Source organism: Enterococcus sp. 7F3_DIV0205, from assembly GCF_002141365.2.
GTDB lineage: Bacteria > Bacillota > Bacilli > Lactobacillales > Enterococcaceae > Enterococcus_L > Enterococcus_L palustris.
In genome coordinates, this window is sequence record NZ_CP147244.1 from 1,931,514 (window position 1) to 1,948,973 (window position 17,460).

Sequence of the window (17,460 nt, forward strand, 5' to 3'; positions counted from 1 at the left end):
GATTTTATTCAGGATCTCCATTTCGATTCTATTAATTCGCTACAATGTTCACCAATTTATCTGGAACGACAATCACTTTACGGACTGTTTTCCCCTCAATAAAGGTTTGTATTTCTTCTGCTGCTAAAGCTTTTTCTTCTAGTTCCTCCTTGCTCAATCCTCGAGCAATATTCAGCTTCGCACGAACTTTTCCATTAACTTGGAAGACCACTTCAACTTCATCTTCAACTAACGCAGCCTCATCGTAAATTGGCCAAGGAGCATTGGTTAAGCTTTCTTGATTTCCAAGGATCGCCCATAGCTCTTCCCCAATGTGCGGTGCAATAGGTGCTAGTAATTGAACAAATCCTTCAATATAATCGTATGGCAAAACATCGACTTTATTTGCTTCATTAACAAAGACCATCAATTGAGAAATTGCTGTATTAAAGTGTAGGTTCTCCATATCTTCTGTGACTTTTTTGACTGTTTGATTGTACACTTTAGTTAAACGGCCATCATTGATAGTTGTGATACGGTCACGCATTTTATTATTTTCATCCACAATCAAACGCCATACGCGATCTAGGAATTTACGACTTCCTTCAAGACCATTTTCGCTCCAAGCAATAGATGCATCAAGCGGACCCATAAACATTTCGTACATTCTTAATGTATCGGCACCATATTTTTCTACAACATCATCAGGATTTACAACATTTTTCAATGATTTACTCATTTTAGCTGGTGCTTCTTCTAGCTCTTCACCTGTTTCAACATTGACCCAGACTCCGTCGCGTTTTTCTACCATATTTGTAGGAACTAGTACACCACGATTATCACGGAAGCTTTGACCTAAGATCATTCCTTGATTATAGAGTTTTTGATAGGGTTCTTTCGTTGGTACAACACCGATATCATACAAGAATTTATGCCAGAAACGAGCGTATAGCAAGTGGAGTACTGCGTGCTCTGCTCCGCCAATATAGATATCTACAGGCAGCCATCTTTCTAATTTCTCATAGTTTGCAATTTCATTTTTATTATGAGGATCGATATACCGCAAATGATACCATGAGCTTCCTGCCCATTGCGGCATTGTATTCGTTTCACGTTTCCCTTTTTTACCGGTCTCAGGGTCAACAACATTGATCCACTCTGTAATATTGGCAAGTGGTGATTCTCCTGTTCCACTCGGTTTGATATCATCTGTTTTTGGCAATCTCAATGGCAGTTCAGATTCAGGAACTGTCGTTGTTGTTCCATCTTCCCAATGGATTACGGGAATTGGCTCACCCCAGTAGCGTTGACGAGAAAATAGCCAATCACGTAAGCGATAGCTGACTTCTTTTTTCCCTACTTGTTTTTCTTCTAACCATTCATTTATTTTAGAGATGGCGTCTTTTTTGTTCAAACCATCTAAAAAGTCAGAATTGATGTGAACGCCATCACCTGTGAATGGTGCTTCTTCAATATTACCGCCTGCCAATACTGGAATAATGTCAATACTGAATACTTTCGCAAATTCATAATCACGCTCATCATGAGCAGGAACAGCCATTATCGCTCCTGTTCCATAAGAAGCTAAGACATAGTCGGAAATCCAGATTGGGATTTCAGCACCATTCACTGGGTTTACTGCATATGCTCCTGTAAAGACGCCTGTTTTTTCTTTAGCTAAATCAGTTCGATTCAAATCAGATTTTTTAGAAGCCGCATCAATATAAGCTTCCACAGCCTCTTTTTGCTCAGGTGTCGTAATTTTTTTCACTAATTCTAATTCAGGTGCTAAAACCGTATAAGTTGCACCAAATAATGTATCTGGACGAGTCGTAAACACAGTAAATTCCTCTTCAGATTCGGCTACTTTAAACGTAACATTTGTCCCTTCTGAACGCCCAATCCAATTACGCTGCATATCTTTGATGCTTTCTGGCCAATCAACTAAATCCAAATCATCTAGTAAACGATCGGCATAAGCTGTAATTTTCAGCATCCACTGACGCATTGGTTTTCTGACAACATCATAACCACCACGTTCACTTTTTCCATCAATAACTTCTTCATTTGAAATCACTGTTCCAAGTTCTGGTACCCAGTTAACTGCCACTTCTGCTTCATAAGCTAATCCATGCTCATATAGCTTAGTGAAAATCCATTGTGTCCATTTATAATATTCTGGATCTGTCGTATTGATTTCACGGTTCCAATCATAACTAAAACCTAAAGAATTGATTTGACGTTTGAATGTTTCAATATTTTTTTTCGTAAACTCTGCGGGGTCATTTCCGGTATCTAAAGCATATTGTTCAGCTGGCAACCCAAATGCATCCCATCCCATTGGATGTAAAACACTATAGCCTTGACTTCTTTTCATACGAGACAAAATGTCTGTTGCTGTATAGCCTTCTGGATGTCCGACATGCAGTCCTTGTCCTGAAGGATATGGAAACATATCTAAAGCATAAAATTTTTCTTTACTTGGATCATCATGAGTAGTAAAGCTGTTATGTTTAGCCCAATATTTTTGCCATTTTTTCTCGATTTTTTTATGATCGTAACTCACGTTTTTCTCCTCCTGTTTAAGTACCTTTTTATTATGATATTTGATAGTGATTGGATTGTTGCTCTCTTTGTACGTCTTGTATTGTTCATCATCTGCTCTGGCATAGCCAACCGCAATGATTCACAACAAACAAAAAGTCCTACAGGAAAAAGTTCCTATAGGACGTGTGATCAACAACGTGGTACCACCTAATTTTACTTGTATAATTACAAGCCTCAGTGCTGTAACGGCCACCACCGATCTTACTTAGTAAAGTAGGGATAATTATCGAATCATCATCTATTACTCATTCAGTAAAATAACTCAAAGGCGAGTTCAAAAGCTTCTGTACGTATTTTCACCAACCATACGCTCTCTAAAACATGGTTCTTTCTACTATTCCTTCTCACTGTTTGTATATCTATCATGTGCTATCATACTACCAAATATTTCAATCAATTTCAATTGTTTTATTTAACTTTCAATTTTTGACCAATATAAATTGTATCACTAGATAAACCATTCATCTGTTTGATTTTTTGAACACTTGATCCATATTTTTGAGAAAGTCCCCATAAAGTATCCCCACTTTTCACCGTGTGTGAACCCGATGTTTGACTACCGCCTTGATTTCCAGAGGAATTAGTTGAACCCGTCGATCCTCCTTGACCTTTTTTAATGACCAAACGTTGCCCCGGATAAATAATATCTCCGCTTAAATTATTCCATTGTCTTAGATTAGCGATACTTATACCATTTGCATTGGCTATCGCCCATAAAGAATCTCCTGCTTTTACTGTGTAGTAACCGTTACTTGTTCCAGCGTTGCTTGAACCACCTGTATTACCGCCTGAACCAGTATTGCCTCCGGTATTTCCACCAGCGTTACCAGAACCTTTTTTCACGATCAATTTTTGTCCTGGATAAATGATATCACCCTTTAAATTATTCCATTGACGTAAGTTCGCGATACTTGTACCATTTGCATTGGCTATCGCCCATAAAGAATCTCCTGATTTTACTGTATAGTAACCATTGCTTGTCCCAGCATTGTTTGAGCCACCTGTATTGGTATTGCCACCTGAGCCAGTATTGCCTCCGGTATTTCCACCAGCGTTACCAGAACCTTTTTTCACGATCAATTTTTGTCCTGGATAAATGATGTCACCCTTTAAATTATTCCATTGACGTAAGTTCGCGATGCTTATACCATTTGCATTGGCTATCGCCCATAGTGAGTCTCCTGATTTTACTGTGTAATAAGAGTTTGAAGTTCCAGTATTACCAGAACCACCTGTATTACCAGACGAGCCGCCATTATTACCGCCTGTATTGCCTCCACCTGTATTGCCAGAAGCTTTTTTCACGATTAGTTTTTGCCCCACATAAATAACATCACTAGAAAGTTTATTCCAGCTTTTGATATTCGCGATTGATGTGCCATACTTAGCCGACAATGCCCATAAACTATCTCCTGCTTTTACTGTATGCGTCACATCTTGGGTACTTGTGCCGCCTCCAGTATTGCCCCCATTGTTGTTTCCTCCAGTGTTGCCACCGTTATTACCACCAGTGTTACCACCGCCTGATGAAGGAGTGTCATATTGGGTTAGGTTATATGTTGTAATAATATTATTCAATTTTGAATTATAACCAGGATCTGTTGCATAACGTCCTGTTAGCCAAGCTGTTGCGTCCTTGTATGAATTTGTGTTACTCTTCCATGCACCTGAATAATAATATACCCCTGCTTGAAATGAAGTATTTCTCAAAACATAGGCATTATCACCAAATGATTCTGAGTAAGACGGATACTTTCTAAATGCAGCATTTACTTGAACCCATTGTCCATTAAGAACTTCCCACGTCTTCATCGTAACAGATTGTCCTTGATAACTTCCCTTGATTCCAAATAAATTATGGTTTGGAGCTGCTGATAGAGTACTTCTTCCCCAATCACTTTCAAGAATTGCTTGAGCCATCATTACAGAAGCGTAAAGATCATTTGCTGCTGCAACGGATCGAGCATGTCCTGCTATTTCAGCGATGAAGGTGTTTGTATCGATACTTCTAGATTGTGCTGAAAATGCTGAACGCATCGTAAGTTCCGGTGTTTTTGATTCTTCTGTTTCAGTGGTTGAAGAGCTTGTGGTTTCTTCTGTAGATTCAGTATTCTCAGTACTTTGTGTTGTTTCTGATGTATTTAATTCTGATGATTCTTGGGTTCCAGACGTTTCTTCACTTGAAGATGCTTCAGTTTCTGTTGTCTGTGTTTCTTGTGTCATCGAATTGTTTGAGTCAGTCGTCGTTGTTTGTGTTTGAACGGCTTCTGTATGTGTCATCGTATCTGAGTAACTTATTTGTTCACTTGGTGTTTTATCTTCTGACGCTTCAGCTATTTTGGGTGCAACAATCGGTGCGGCAATTGACGATACAACGATCGCAGAGCTAAGCACAGTGGTTCCTTTTTTTAACTGATCATAAGCAAGCTTGTTCTGTTCAGCTTTCCTCCGCTCTTTTCTTGATGTTTTGTGCTTCTCCATAGTATATCCTCCGAATTTCCTAAAAAAGTATTCTTTGAATTATAGTATACCCTTTTTTCAAAGAAAATAGAAATATTTTTTTATTTTCTTTCACTAATTTAATAGAAATAAAAATATGATTTCTCCTGCTTTTTTTTGGTAGACTATCCGTTTTCTTTTTCATCAGGACTAGGTCTCAGGACTGATTACTCTCTTTACCTTAGGCTGATTTTTTGGTTAAGCACTTGTTATTCCTTCAAAAAAAAATTATAGTGAATAAGAAGTAGCAAGTTCGTACAATGAAATGGGGGAAAAAAATGAATAAAGAGCACTTTTTAATTGAACTAAAGATCTATTTAAAACCTTTGACTGCTCAACAACAAGCTTTTATCTTGAACAAATATGAAACAATTTTTGAGGAACGCTCAACTGCTGGTGAAACAGAAGAAGAAATTGCCAAAAGCTTAGGTAAACCACGAGGAATCGCTGAGGAAATCTTACAAGAGTTTGACATCACTGTTCCTGAAAAAAAACTTGAACGAGATGGCTGGCAAGAATTTCAACCAGTTACAAATGATGACTACTACTATGAAGAAATACCGGAACATCCTTATGAAGATGCCTATCGTTCCTATGAACGTCCGCGTCACAGTGGCTTTACTCGGTTTTTCCAAGTTGCCGGCGTTCTTTCCTTTAATTTTCTTTTGATGTTTTGGCTTATTTTTGCTTTTACGATGGTTTTATTTTCTTGTTGGTTAGTAGCTATTGTTTTCTTATTTTCACCTATTTTAGGAGGTATTTCGGTCTTTTCAGGCTTTAATGACGGTACGATGTTCCAACTGTTTGTCAGTGTTTTTCTTTCGGGTTCTGGAATCATCGGCTTATTGATTCTAACGCCATTAACAAAATTTTTCGGAAAAGCATTGAGACGTTATCTACAATGGAATATCCGAGTTTTAAGAGGAGAGATTTAATATGAAAAAGACAACTGCTTTTTTTCTGTCCATTGGTATTTTAGCGATGATCATTGGTGGAATTGGCAGTGCCGTTTACTTTAGACGCGCTGAAACCACAATGACAGATACAAAAAATCAAACATATGAAATAAAAAATAAACAAAGTACAAAAGAAATACATCTTGACCTTTCTGGAAATGCCGATTTTTATATTCTAACTGAAAATTCAACTAAGGTTGTAATGGATACGCGAAGCTCTATGCCTGTTTCACTTAAAAGTTCCTTAGACGTTAAGGAAAAAAATAATGCACTCGTTATTTCAGCACGTAGTGATAAGAACAGACAAGAAATGAATGGATTGAAATTTGATCTCTTCGATCGAGGGTCTGCTGTAACCTTAACCATTCCTGAAAATACTGAACGTTTAGTTATAGATGGACAAACAAACGGGGATATCAACCTCTCAAATGTTAAAACAAAGGATCTAGCCATTAAGCTCAGTAATAGTGATATCAACGTTAGTGCTATCAATACTGAGAATTTAACAATCGAAGCGACAAGTGGTGATCTTCGTATTAATAGTGATGTTCGTACTAATGAAGCAACATTCAAAACAACAAATGGTGAGATTCAAATCAACGATTTCACCGCTTCAAACTGGTCTGCAACTAGCACATCCGGCGATATTTACTTGAATACTGTCAAAGGGACTGCCAAAATAGAAACAAGCAACGGTGAAATTCAGGCAACCGATCTTAAAGGCGAGACCGAAGTCAGAAGTACTAATGGCGACTTTTCACTATATGGAACAGAAATTCCCAAAAAATTACTAGTTGAAACACAATTAGGAAGCATTCAACTTTATACAGAAGAAATTTTATATGATGTGACGATCAAAACCAAAACCAAGCTAGGTGATAGTACGATTTTTGGTAAGGAACGGACCTCCTACAAACGAGGAAAAGGAACAAAATCGTTCGACTTACGAAGCAATTCTGGGGACATTTCTGTTGAAGGCCCCTCAGACTATGATGATGGGGAAGAGGATTAATTCCCTTTTGATTTCAAAGCCTATACTGAAACTTTCAAAGTTTTTGTATAGGCTTTTTAATTGATTCTCAGATGTGTTCTTATTTATTTGATGTTATAATAAACTCTATCTAGTTTGGAAAGGATCTTTTATGAAAAATAAATTATATTATCAATTTGCGGGCAGTTGCTTCTTGGTTGTCTTTATGTTTTTGGGATATGTGGTGCGCTTTTATCCAGGCTGGTTAGAAAGCTTTGACCAAACGATCACAACCATCGTAAGAATCCCCTATCCTTCGGCAAATCAATTTTTTATTTGGTACACAAAATTTGCCGATCCATTGACTGTCGGGATCATTACTTTAGCCACCGCTTTTGTATTATTTAGAGGAAAATATTATGCTGAAACACTTTGGCTTTTGATCAATACTGGATTGATCGCTGGTATCGCAAACCCTTTGATCAAGTTAGTCTTCATGCGACCACGCCCAACTTTAAATCATTTAGTAACGGAACATAGTTACAGCTTCCCTAGCGGACATTCTACTGGAAGTGTACTTTTGTATGGAACAATTATTTTATTGTTACCGCAATTTATTAAACAGAAAAAGCTTTGTTTATGTTTACAAATCCTCTTAGGTCTAGGTATTTTCCTAATTGGTATCAGCCGAATCTATGCTGGTGTTCATTTCCCTAGTGATGTTGTTGGCGGTTTTTGTTTTGGTTTAGCATGGTTGTTGATGACCTATCCGATTTATTTAGAAAAACGCTTTGTTTGGCGCTTTAAAAGTAAACAATTATAGAAAGAAGATAAAAAAATGTCTAAATTTTTATATACTGAAGATCCTAATAAACGCTATCATACTTGGAACTATGCCTTACGTCAGCAGTTCGGCGGGAAAATTTTCAAAGTGCCTTTAGACGGAGGATTCGATTGTCCTAATCGTGATGGAACAGTGGCAAAAGGTGGCTGTACTTTTTGTAGCGTTTCAGGATCAGGCGATATGATTGTGGCACCAAAAGATCCCTTACCGATTCAATTTCAAAAAGAAGTACAGATGATGCATAAAAAATGGCCCCAAGTTGACCAATATATTGTCTATTTTCAAAATTTCACCAATACACATGCACCCGCAGAAGTAATTCGCCATCGTTTTGAACAGGTGCTCAATGAAAAAGGTGTCGTGGGTATTTCGATTGGAACCCGGCCTGATTGTCTTCCAGATGATGTTGTTGAATATTTAGCCGAACTAAATCAACGATACTATTTATGGGTGGAACTAGGCTTACAGACGACTTACGAAGACACTAGCAATACAATCAATAGAGCACATGATTATCAGACTTATTTGGACGGCGTAGCAAAATTGCGTAAGCATAATATTCGCGTCTGTACTCATCTAATCAATGGTTTACCTGGTGAAAGCCTCGATATGATGAGAGAAAATGTTCGCCGAACGATCCTTGATTCAGATATCCAGGGTATTAAATTACATCTATTACATTTAATGACGAATACGCGGATGCTAAGAGATTATCATGAAGGGCGCCTGCAATTGATGACACGAGAAAATTACGTCTCTGTTATTTGCGATCAATTGGAAATGATTCCGCCAGAAATCGTCATTCATCGTTTAACTGGTGATGCTCCGACTGATACTTTAGTTGGTCCTATGTGGAGCCTAAAAAAATGGGAAGTCTTAAATGCGATTGATGACGAAATGAAGCGTCGTAATAGTGTTCAAGGAATCTATAATGTACGAAATACCAAGGAGGTTCTTATCTGATGTTACAAACTGCACTACATTTTAGTCATACTCTTTTAAAAGAAGTGATTCAAGTTGGTGATACAGTTGTTGATGCTACGATGGGTAACGGTAATGATACAGCTTTTCTCGCAGAACTCGTTGGGTCAAATGGCTTAGTCTATGCATTTGATGTTCAGGAACAGGCTTTGCTAAATACTAAAAAAAAGCTTGATGAATTAGGACTAAGAGAGCAAGTTCGCTTATTACAACAAGGTCATGAAACGATTGAAACAGTTATTGCTAAAGAAGAATCACTAAGTGCGGCTATTTTCAATCTAGGATACCTACCTAAAAGCGACAAGCAGATCATCACCAAACCAGATACAACAAAAATGGCTTTGGATGCTCTATTGATTAGATTAAAACCAAAAGGACGGATTATTTTAGTTGTTTATTATGGGCATACTGGCGGTGAAGCAGAATTAGCGCTAGTACAAGAATTTTCTCAACAGTTACCACAAGAAGAATATAGTGTTTTAACTTATCAGTTTATTAATCAGAAAAACAATCCACCGATTTTATTTTGTATTGAGAAAAAGAACTCTTAATAGGTGATAGCTCTTGGTACTATAATAAAAATCCCCTGAAACTAATAGTAGTTTCAGGGGATTTTTTTTAATCAATCTTGCCACTTTAAAGGTATATTGAAGGAGATGCTATAATTATATTCTCCAACACTTGTATTTTTGTTAGCATTAATTCTAACTGTCACCGATGAACTTTCCAAATTGACATCAGGTATTGTGATGATCTCATTTTTATATGATGGGGCTAACTCTCTTTGCTCATCAGAAGCTTCTACTTCAATTAGTGCACCTTCGAATTGCTTAGATAATTTAACGGGATTCACTATGTTCACTTTTCTTTCAGATTTTGAAATAATCTGTGGAATATCCGTTCTATATTCATCACCCATAACTGAAATCAACGTCACATTGTCTAACTCATTAAACGGCGTCAGATCAAATGTATTGAAATTTGCCGCATGAAAGCCTTGCAAGTTCTTTAAGTTTTTAACAAAGGAAAGAGATGTTTCATTTATTCCTTCTAGATTTGCACTAGGCTGATATAAGTTAATCCATTCTAATGAAGTCATACCGCCTATTGGTCTGTAATCCATAACATTCGTTAATTGAACAGCTTGCAGCTCTTTCACATTTTTTAAGTATTCCATTCCTTCAAGTGAGCGAATTTGCTCGCCATGCACATTAACATATGAGTTTACTTTTTCCAACTGTGAAATTGTAGGAAGCTCATTTTCAACAACTAGATTTTCTTCACTAGCTTCTATCGCTTTTATCAATGTTTCTCTCACTATAGGATCTGGTATATACGCACTTTCTTCATTCGCATTACCATTAGTAGTATAAAATAAACCTCCTAAAACCATCCCAACAATTGTCAATACGCTAAAAATTTTAACCCACTTTTTCATCTTACCATCCCCTTCTTTAATATATAATCATTATATCTTATTCAAAAAACAATAACAATATGTTATAAATAAAATATTTTTAAAATATAAAACAAATATATCTGAATTCTATCTCTTTTATTGAGCAATCTGATATGTTAGTTTGTATGACAAAAAAATGACTTGATCCTCCTGTAATAAAAGAATCAAGCCATTTTTGGACAATCCTGTATTAGTAAAGAAAACTAGTTTGTTTTATTTTAGCCCTTTTACTCAAATACAAATTGATTATGGTAAAGTTCTGAATAAAATCCTTCTTGTTTCAACAATTCATGGTGACTACCTTCTTCGATCACTTCACCATTTCTTAAAACAACGATACGGTCTGCATTCAAAATTGTTTTCAATCGGTGTGCAATAACAAAGCTAGTTCTTCCTTTGATTGCTTCATCCATTGCTTTTTGGATTTTCGCCTCTGTTACAGTATCTACGTTACTAGTTGCTTCATCCAGAATCAATAATGATGGATTAGTGATGATCGTTCGAGCAATACTGATCAATTGTTTTTGTCCTGTACTGAAGATGTTATTTTCCTCAGAGATTTCAGTATCATAACCCTTTTCTTGTTCCATGATGAATTCGTGAATATTCGCTTGTTTAGCAGCTTCAATGATTTCTTCCTCAATCGCTTCGGGTTTACCAAAAGCAATATTAGCACGAATCGTTCCAGAGAATAAAACCGAATCTTGTAAAACGATACCGACGTGGTTTCGTAAGCTACTTAATTCAATTTCCCGAATATCCATTCCATCAAATCTCACTGAGCCACTATTTACATCATAAAAACGATTCAATAGATTCATAATAGTTGTTTTACCTGAGCCTGTTGGCCCAACTAAAGCAACCATTTCACCCTTGCTTACATTAATTGAAACATCTTTTAAAATCGGTACTTCTGGGTCATAACCAAAATCAACATTGTTCAAGGAAACGGACTCATTGATCCCCTCAATTTGTTTCCCATCTTTTGGATTGACTTCATCTGGCTCATCAAACATTTCATTCAAGCGACGAGCTCCTGTGATCGCTAACTGAATCATACTGTATCCTGAAGAAATCTGCATCAATGGTTGGTAATATTGTTGAGAGTATTGAACAAATGTTACAACTAAACCTAAAGCCACTGTTTTTTCCAAGCTGCCATTCAATGCCAACCAACCACCAAAGAAAATCACGATAGCTGTATTTACCAGAGCCATTCCTTGCATCATTGGAAATAGTAGACCAGAATAAACCTGTCCTTTAAATGTTGCTTTACGCACAGTTTCGTTATGTTCCAAGAAACCATCGATTGTTTCTTCTTGCAGACCATTTGTGATGATCACACGTTGTCCACTGATTTTTTCATCCATATATCCATTTAATTTTCCAACTTCATCTTGTTGGATATCGACATATTTACGAGCTTTGCTAATAACAACTACTGCAATCAAAATAGCTACTGGGGTAGAGGCAATCGTTGCCCAAGCTAACTGGACATTTTGACGGAACATCATGATCAAAATTCCAACAAACAACGCAATATTTGTCATCACTTGCAATAATGCCTGATTTAAACTGTTTTGAATATTATCCAAATCACTAGTGAAACGGCTTAAAATCTCACCATCTTGATGAGAGTCAAAGAAACGAATCGTTAGTTTTTCTAATTTATTAAATAAGCCGATACGCATCCGATTCGTTGATTTACCAACTACTTGTGTAAATAAGATACTGTAGATAAAGTTAGCCGCACTTGTTAGGACATAAAAAATCAGTAGCTTCCAGATAATATCCATAAATTTACTCTTATCATCTGTTCCTTGCATCAAAGCGCCCACGTAATTGGCCAATTCTTGGATAGCCTCACCAACAAATTGCGGTGCTTTAACTTGTAAATACGTTGCAATGACGATCGTCACAAAGATAAACAAGAAGGAAAGTTTGTAACGTTTTAAATAATGAAAAAAGAATTTACTTGCTCTTACTAAATCAGTCATTATTATCATCCTTTCCTTTTTGTGTTTCGTAGATTTCTTGATAGATTGGACTTGTTTTCACCAATTCTTCGTGAGTGCCTTCGCCCACTAATTGACCTTTGTCTAAAACTAAAATACGGTCAGCGTGAACAACAGAAGAGATTTTCTGTGCAATCACGATCGTTGTTGTTTCTTTAAGATCGTTGTCTAAGGCTTCTCTAACTAAACGTTCTGAGCGAGCGTCAAGAGCACTAGTACTATCATCCAAGATCAAAATCTTAGGATCGCCAATCACACCTCGTGAAATAGATAGACGCTGCTTTTGCCCACCTGAAAAATTATTGCTTCGCTCAGCCACTGGCGCTTCATATCGCAATGCTAATTTCTCGATAAATTCTTTTGCCTGAGCGATTTCAGTCGCATGAACCATATCAGCTTCATCGGCATTTTTTTTACCTTGACGTAAATTTTGTGAAATCGTACCTGAGAAGAGAATCGCTTTTTGTAAAACAAATGAAACTGCTTGACGTAAGCTATGTTCATTCACGTTTTTCAAGTCTACTCCGCCGACTTCCACTGTTCCTTCAGAAGGATCGAATAAACGAGGAATCAATTGTGCCAATGTTGACTTACCAGCACCTGTGGCACCAACGACTCCAATCATTTCACCCGGTTTGATAGAAAATGAAATATCTTTCAACGTATCAGTCTCATCCCCTGGATATCGGAAACTAACATGATCAAAAACAACACTACCATCTAAGTTTTGTTCCGGCACGTCTTTATAAGTGAGTGCTGGAACAGTATCCATCACTTCTTTGATACGTTTAATCGAAACAGCAGCACGCGAAGTCATCATCATCATCATTCCGCCGATAATGATTGCCATCATGATTTGCATCAAATAGCTCATAAATGACGCAATACTACCAATAACAGTCGGATCATCTTTCACTAAATTACTAACAAGAAAAATCGAACCTACAACCGCTAGATTAGCTGCCAACATAAATGAAGGGATCATCACAGAAAAAAGTGTTCCCACAATCAAGTTATGTTTTGTCAGTTCTTCACTAACTTTTGTGAAACGAGTTAATTCATTTTTCTCTTGAACAAATGATTTAACTACGCGAATCCCTAACAGGTTTTCTTTTGCCAAGCCGTTTACTTTATCGATCAACTTTTGAATGATCATAAAATGTTTACCCATTTGAGAAAACGATAAAGCCGTGATAATAAAGACAGCAACAACTAATAGAACGATCACCCACCACAATTGCGGCAAGGTCATCATTGCTAAGATAAAGCTACCAATAAATAGAATCGGAATCCTAAATAACGACTGTAATGCGATCATGATCACATTTTGGATTTGAGTGACATCATTCGTCAAGCGAACTACTAAATTCCCAGCTGAAAATTCTTCAATATTTCCAAATGAAAAGGTTTGAATCTTACGAAATGTTGTTTCGCGAATATCCGCACTAACACCTTGTGCGACTTTTGCAGAATAAATCGTATTGAATACCCCTGCAATCAAGCCTAGACCAGCGATGCCGATCAGATATAATCCAAGTTCTTTCATTTGACTCTTATCATCTTTAATAATTGCTTCTAAAACTTTTTGTAATAGTTTAGGCTGCCATAAAGCCGACATGACCATGACAACAACACTAATCAATGCTATGGTAACTTCCAACTTGTACTTTTTGACATGTTCCATAATAATACTCATGTAATCCCAACTTTCTTTGTAAAACTAGCCTTACTTGATTCATTGTGCAACTTTCAACGATCATTTAGTGTTATGATGTGATAATAGCTAGGTGAATGAGGTACGTTCTCCTTCATTGACTTCACAAACTTAACACTGTAAAATTAGGCTGCATAACAATTTACCATTTTTAGAAACGAAATTCAAGGAGTTAGCTTCTATTTTTTATATAAAAGGATGAGAAATTTGGAAGAAAAATTATCAAAAGAAAAAATCGTTCAGGCTGCATTTCAATTATTAAGAGAAAATCCTGAACTAGAAAAATTATCCATGCGTAAAGTCGCTCAAAAACTTAACATCCAAGCCCCAGCAATTTATTGGCATGTAGAAAATAAACAGGCATTACTTCAAAGTATGGCCGAAGAGATAGAAAATCATTTTGTAGCTCCTAAACCTAAAGAAAACTGGAAAGAAACAATCTATGCTTATATGGAAAATTATTATGAACTATACCAGCAATACCCTTGCGCTATCGAAATCGAAATTCAAACGATTCCTTCTTATCCATCGCGACTAAGAAATCTTGATGCGATCCTGGGGATTCTTAATGAGGCTGGATTTTCGATAGAATTAAGTTATATGACAATCACTTCTTTACAACACTTGCTGTTCGGCATGCTGATGGACTCTTCGGAAGAAAAGAAATTATATAATAAAGTCATGGCTGGTGATGACTACTTGAAAAAGCAAATTATTTTGATGAAGCAATATGTTCAAGAACATGAGCTGAAAAATATTAGCGAAAGTATTCAATATCGGCAAAAAGAAAAACAAAAAGATTTTTTTATGAAAACATTACGCGTCTTTTTAAATGGCTTGGATACGTTTGTCTAATAGTAAATACGAAAAAAAGCGTAGACATTTTTTTGTCTGCGCTTTTAATTTTTATTTCTCTAACGGCAACCATTCTAATACTCGTTGAATCCAGGCATCCCAAAAGACCCAATCATGATTGCCAGGACCTGTTTCAAATCTATGTTCTATATTATGTGAGGTCAATGCATTAGACATTCTTTTATTTCCATGTAAAAGTAAGTCCTCTTCCCCACAGCAAAGAAATATATTTGGTGCATGTTCCCCGCTTGAAACAAGCTGCTCAAGTAAAAACATTGGGTCATTGATCGATCCTTGGACATTTTCTAAAGGACCAAAAATTCCTTCCCAAAACTTTCTTCCTTTAATTGCTAATAAATCTTCTATTCTGTCAGCAAGATTCACGGCACCAGATAAGGATGCCACGGCTCCATAGTTGTCTGGTTTAGCTAATCCAAGTTTTAAAGCCCCATATCCCCCCATTGAAAGTCCTACCGCAAATGTTTTTTCTCTTTTTGTTGTCAATTGTGGAAATAACTCATGACATATATTTGGTAATTCCTCAGAAATAAACGTCCAGTAGTTCATTTCATAGGTCGTATCCGTATACCACCCAAGATCTGTAGATGGCATGATCACAGCTAAGCCTAAATCTGAGACATAACGTTCTATCGATGTTCGTCGTTCCCATACACTATGATTTCCACCCATTCCGTGAAGTAAGTACATAACAGGGACATCTGTTTCGTTCCCTTTTGTTGCTGTACCGATTTTTTTCTCTGTTTTTTGAGGCAAAATTACGTTCACTGATACTTCCATTTCTAATACATTTGAATAAATACTCGCTTGCAAAAAAGCCATCCAACATCCCTCTTTTTCTGTTTTCTATTATTGTAGCACTAAAATGATTATTTTTTGACTAAATATATAAAACAAAAAAACTCGTTCTTCTTAGAAGAACGAGCAGAGGAGGAGTTAAAAATGAAAAAAACATTACTTAAGTTGTTTGCTTTTGGTATATCCATATCATACAAAGTAAATATGAACTTTTTATGTCAAATGTTCGTATTCTATTGTCATTTTTTATAAAGAAATAACGACTCCTCTAGTTCGTAAGTTTCTTTTTAACACTTATATTTAAAATAATCGCAAGTATGATCAAGCCAATTCCGACTAGATACACATTATGAAGTCCAGCATACAACATACCGCGTAATGGTTTTAATAAATCTGCCGGAATCATGTTAGCTGTATGTGGGTTAACAAGCTGATTCATCACATCTGAGTCAACTTTCAATGTACTTTTCGCTAATTCTGAAGTTGTTACAGCATTGATGATGACACCAAAAATCGACACCATCAAGGTTTGACCAATCGTTCTAGCTAATGTATTGAATGACGTTGCAACTCCCATCTCAGATGGATCTACACTGCTTTGAGCAGTCACAGTTGTGGTTGTGATTGTAATCCCAAAACCAACTCCTAAAACAGACGAAATGGCGAAGAACCAAACAAATGAAATCGTTGCTGGAACTAACACTAAGAAAATACCACCCAATAGCGTAATGCTTAAACCAATCGTCAGTACTTTTTTCGTTGAGTGCTTTTCCATTAGGTTACTGGCAACAAAGGAGCCAACCATCCATAAAATCGACATTGGCGCTAAAACAAGTCCACCGATTCCTGCACTTTTTCCTAACACACCTTGCATCCACATTGGGATATACACTTCTACCCCCATCAAAAATCCACTGATCAAAGCCGCTACAATATTAACAATCACAAAAGTAGAGTTTTTAAACAGCATCAAATCAATCACTGGATCTTTTGCTCTTTTTTCCACAAAAATAAAGCCAATGAAAAATAAAACAGATGCTCCCAAACATAGGAATACTTTTAAATCAAAACCGCCATCACCAATTAATTGAAAACCTAATAGTAGCGTTAATAAAACAAACATCAGCTGAACACTACCCAAGATATCCATTGGTACTTTAGATTTCTCTCTTTTTGGCTCCACTAAAAAGTAAGCAATTAATCCCATCAATACAAGTCCGATTGGTACGTTAATGAAGAAAATCCAATGCCAACCAACAGTATCTACAATAAATCCACCTGCAAGCGGACCAAAAATACTGGCAATTCCCCATGCGGCACTGTTCAGACCTAACATTTTTGCACGTTTATCTATTGAATAAATATCTGCTAAAATCGTCAAAGCAACTGGCATGATCGCCCCTGCTCCGATTCCTTGAATTGCTCTGGCAATAATCAAGGTGATCATATTTTGAGCTAAGCCGCAAAGTGACGAACCGATAATAAAAATAATAATTCCAATCATGAATATCGGCTTACGTCCGATTTTGTCTGCTAATTTACCATAAATTGGTGTTAACATCGCATTTGTTAATAAATAAATAGAAAATACCCAGTTCATAATTTCCATACCGTGTAATGATCCTACGATTGTCGGCATCGCGGTTGAAACGATCGTCCCTTCAATTGCTGTCATAAATGTTGCAACGAAAACGCTGATTGTTACAAGTTTGACATTTGTTTTTCTTTCCATGTATCTCCATCCTTTTGATATTTTTTAGTTTAA

General features: G+C 36.6%; 13 protein-coding genes and 1 other annotated feature. Of the genes, 6 read left to right on the plus strand and 7 right to left on the minus strand.

Features of this window, described 5'->3' with window-relative positions; translation table 11 throughout:
* Window positions 1-31 precede the first annotated feature (31 nt).
* Together leuS and A5821_RS09170 are read right to left on the minus strand one after the other, a co-directional pair.
* Complete coding sequence (gene leuS, locus A5821_RS09165) at window positions 32-2,545, minus strand: leucine--tRNA ligase (protein ID WP_086314234.1); 2,514 nt, start codon at window positions 2,543-2,545, stop codon at window positions 32-34.
* 155 nt (window positions 2,546-2,700) lie between these two features.
* Window positions 2,701-2,943 (minus strand) — a binding site (T-box leader).
* A gap of 51 nt (window positions 2,944-2,994) precedes the next feature.
* Window positions 2,995-5,067 carry a muramidase family protein gene (locus tag A5821_RS09170; RefSeq protein ID WP_339098497.1) on the minus strand — a complete coding sequence of 691 codons (2,073 nt, stop codon included), beginning with the start codon at window positions 5,065-5,067 and terminating at the stop codon, window positions 2,995-2,997.
* A gap of 296 nt (window positions 5,068-5,363) precedes the next feature.
* Between A5821_RS09170 and A5821_RS09175 the strand changes: the two genes are divergently transcribed.
* From A5821_RS09175 to A5821_RS09195, 5 genes are all read left to right on the plus strand, one after another.
* A complete protein-coding gene (locus A5821_RS09175; RefSeq protein WP_086314236.1) occupies window positions 5,364-6,020 on the plus strand; it encodes a DUF1700 domain-containing protein in 657 nt (218 codons plus the stop codon).
* Between the two features lies 1 nt (window position 6,021).
* Window positions 6,022-7,053 carry a DUF4097 family beta strand repeat-containing protein gene (locus tag A5821_RS09180; RefSeq protein ID WP_086314237.1) on the plus strand — a complete coding sequence of 344 codons (1,032 nt, stop codon included), beginning with the start codon at window positions 6,022-6,024 and terminating at the stop codon, window positions 7,051-7,053.
* Between the two features lie 130 nt (window positions 7,054-7,183).
* Complete coding sequence (locus A5821_RS09185; protein WP_086314238.1) at window positions 7,184-7,834, plus strand: phosphatase PAP2 family protein; 651 nt, start codon at window positions 7,184-7,186, stop codon at window positions 7,832-7,834.
* Between the two features lie 15 nt (window positions 7,835-7,849).
* Window positions 7,850-8,818 carry a TIGR01212 family radical SAM protein gene (locus A5821_RS09190; RefSeq protein ID WP_086314239.1) on the plus strand — a complete coding sequence of 323 codons (969 nt, stop codon included), beginning with the start codon at window positions 7,850-7,852 and terminating at the stop codon, window positions 8,816-8,818.
* Window positions 8,818-9,387, plus strand: a complete 570-nt coding sequence (locus A5821_RS09195) for a class I SAM-dependent methyltransferase (RefSeq protein WP_086314240.1) — start codon at window positions 8,818-8,820, stop codon at window positions 9,385-9,387. The genes A5821_RS09190 and A5821_RS09195 overlap by 1 nt, the downstream gene beginning before the upstream one ends.
* Window positions 9,388-9,458: 71 nt before the next feature.
* Here the strand turns inward: A5821_RS09195 and A5821_RS09200 are convergent, their stop codons facing one another.
* The 3 genes from A5821_RS09200 to A5821_RS09210 form a co-directional block, all read right to left on the minus strand.
* A complete protein-coding gene (locus A5821_RS09200) occupies window positions 9,459-10,274 on the minus strand; it encodes a hypothetical protein (protein ID WP_086314241.1) in 816 nt (271 codons plus the stop codon).
* A 248-nt stretch (window positions 10,275-10,522) separates the two neighbouring features.
* Entirely contained in the window at window positions 10,523-12,292 is a 1,770-nt protein-coding gene (locus A5821_RS09205; protein WP_086315728.1) for an ABC transporter ATP-binding protein, read from the minus strand.
* Window positions 12,285-14,006 (minus strand): ABC transporter ATP-binding protein, encoded by a 1,722-nt coding sequence (locus A5821_RS09210; protein WP_086315727.1) that lies wholly within the window; start codon window positions 14,004-14,006, stop codon window positions 12,285-12,287. The genes A5821_RS09205 and A5821_RS09210 overlap by 8 nt, the downstream gene beginning before the upstream one ends.
* A gap of 225 nt (window positions 14,007-14,231) precedes the next feature.
* Between A5821_RS09210 and A5821_RS09215 the strand changes: the two genes are divergently transcribed.
* Window positions 14,232-14,879 (plus strand): TetR/AcrR family transcriptional regulator C-terminal domain-containing protein, encoded by a 648-nt coding sequence (locus A5821_RS09215; RefSeq protein ID WP_086315729.1) that lies wholly within the window; start codon window positions 14,232-14,234, stop codon window positions 14,877-14,879.
* A 51-nt stretch (window positions 14,880-14,930) separates the two neighbouring features.
* On the opposite strand, the gene A5821_RS09220 is transcribed toward A5821_RS09215, so the two are convergent.
* Window positions 14,931-15,719 (minus strand): alpha/beta hydrolase, encoded by a 789-nt coding sequence (locus A5821_RS09220; RefSeq protein WP_086315726.1) that lies wholly within the window; start codon window positions 15,717-15,719, stop codon window positions 14,931-14,933.
* Window positions 15,720-15,963: 244 nt separating this feature from the next.
* Window positions 15,964-17,427 (minus strand): MDR family MFS transporter, encoded by a 1,464-nt coding sequence (locus tag A5821_RS09225; RefSeq protein WP_086315725.1) that lies wholly within the window; start codon window positions 17,425-17,427, stop codon window positions 15,964-15,966.
* Window positions 17,428-17,460 lie beyond the last annotated feature (33 nt).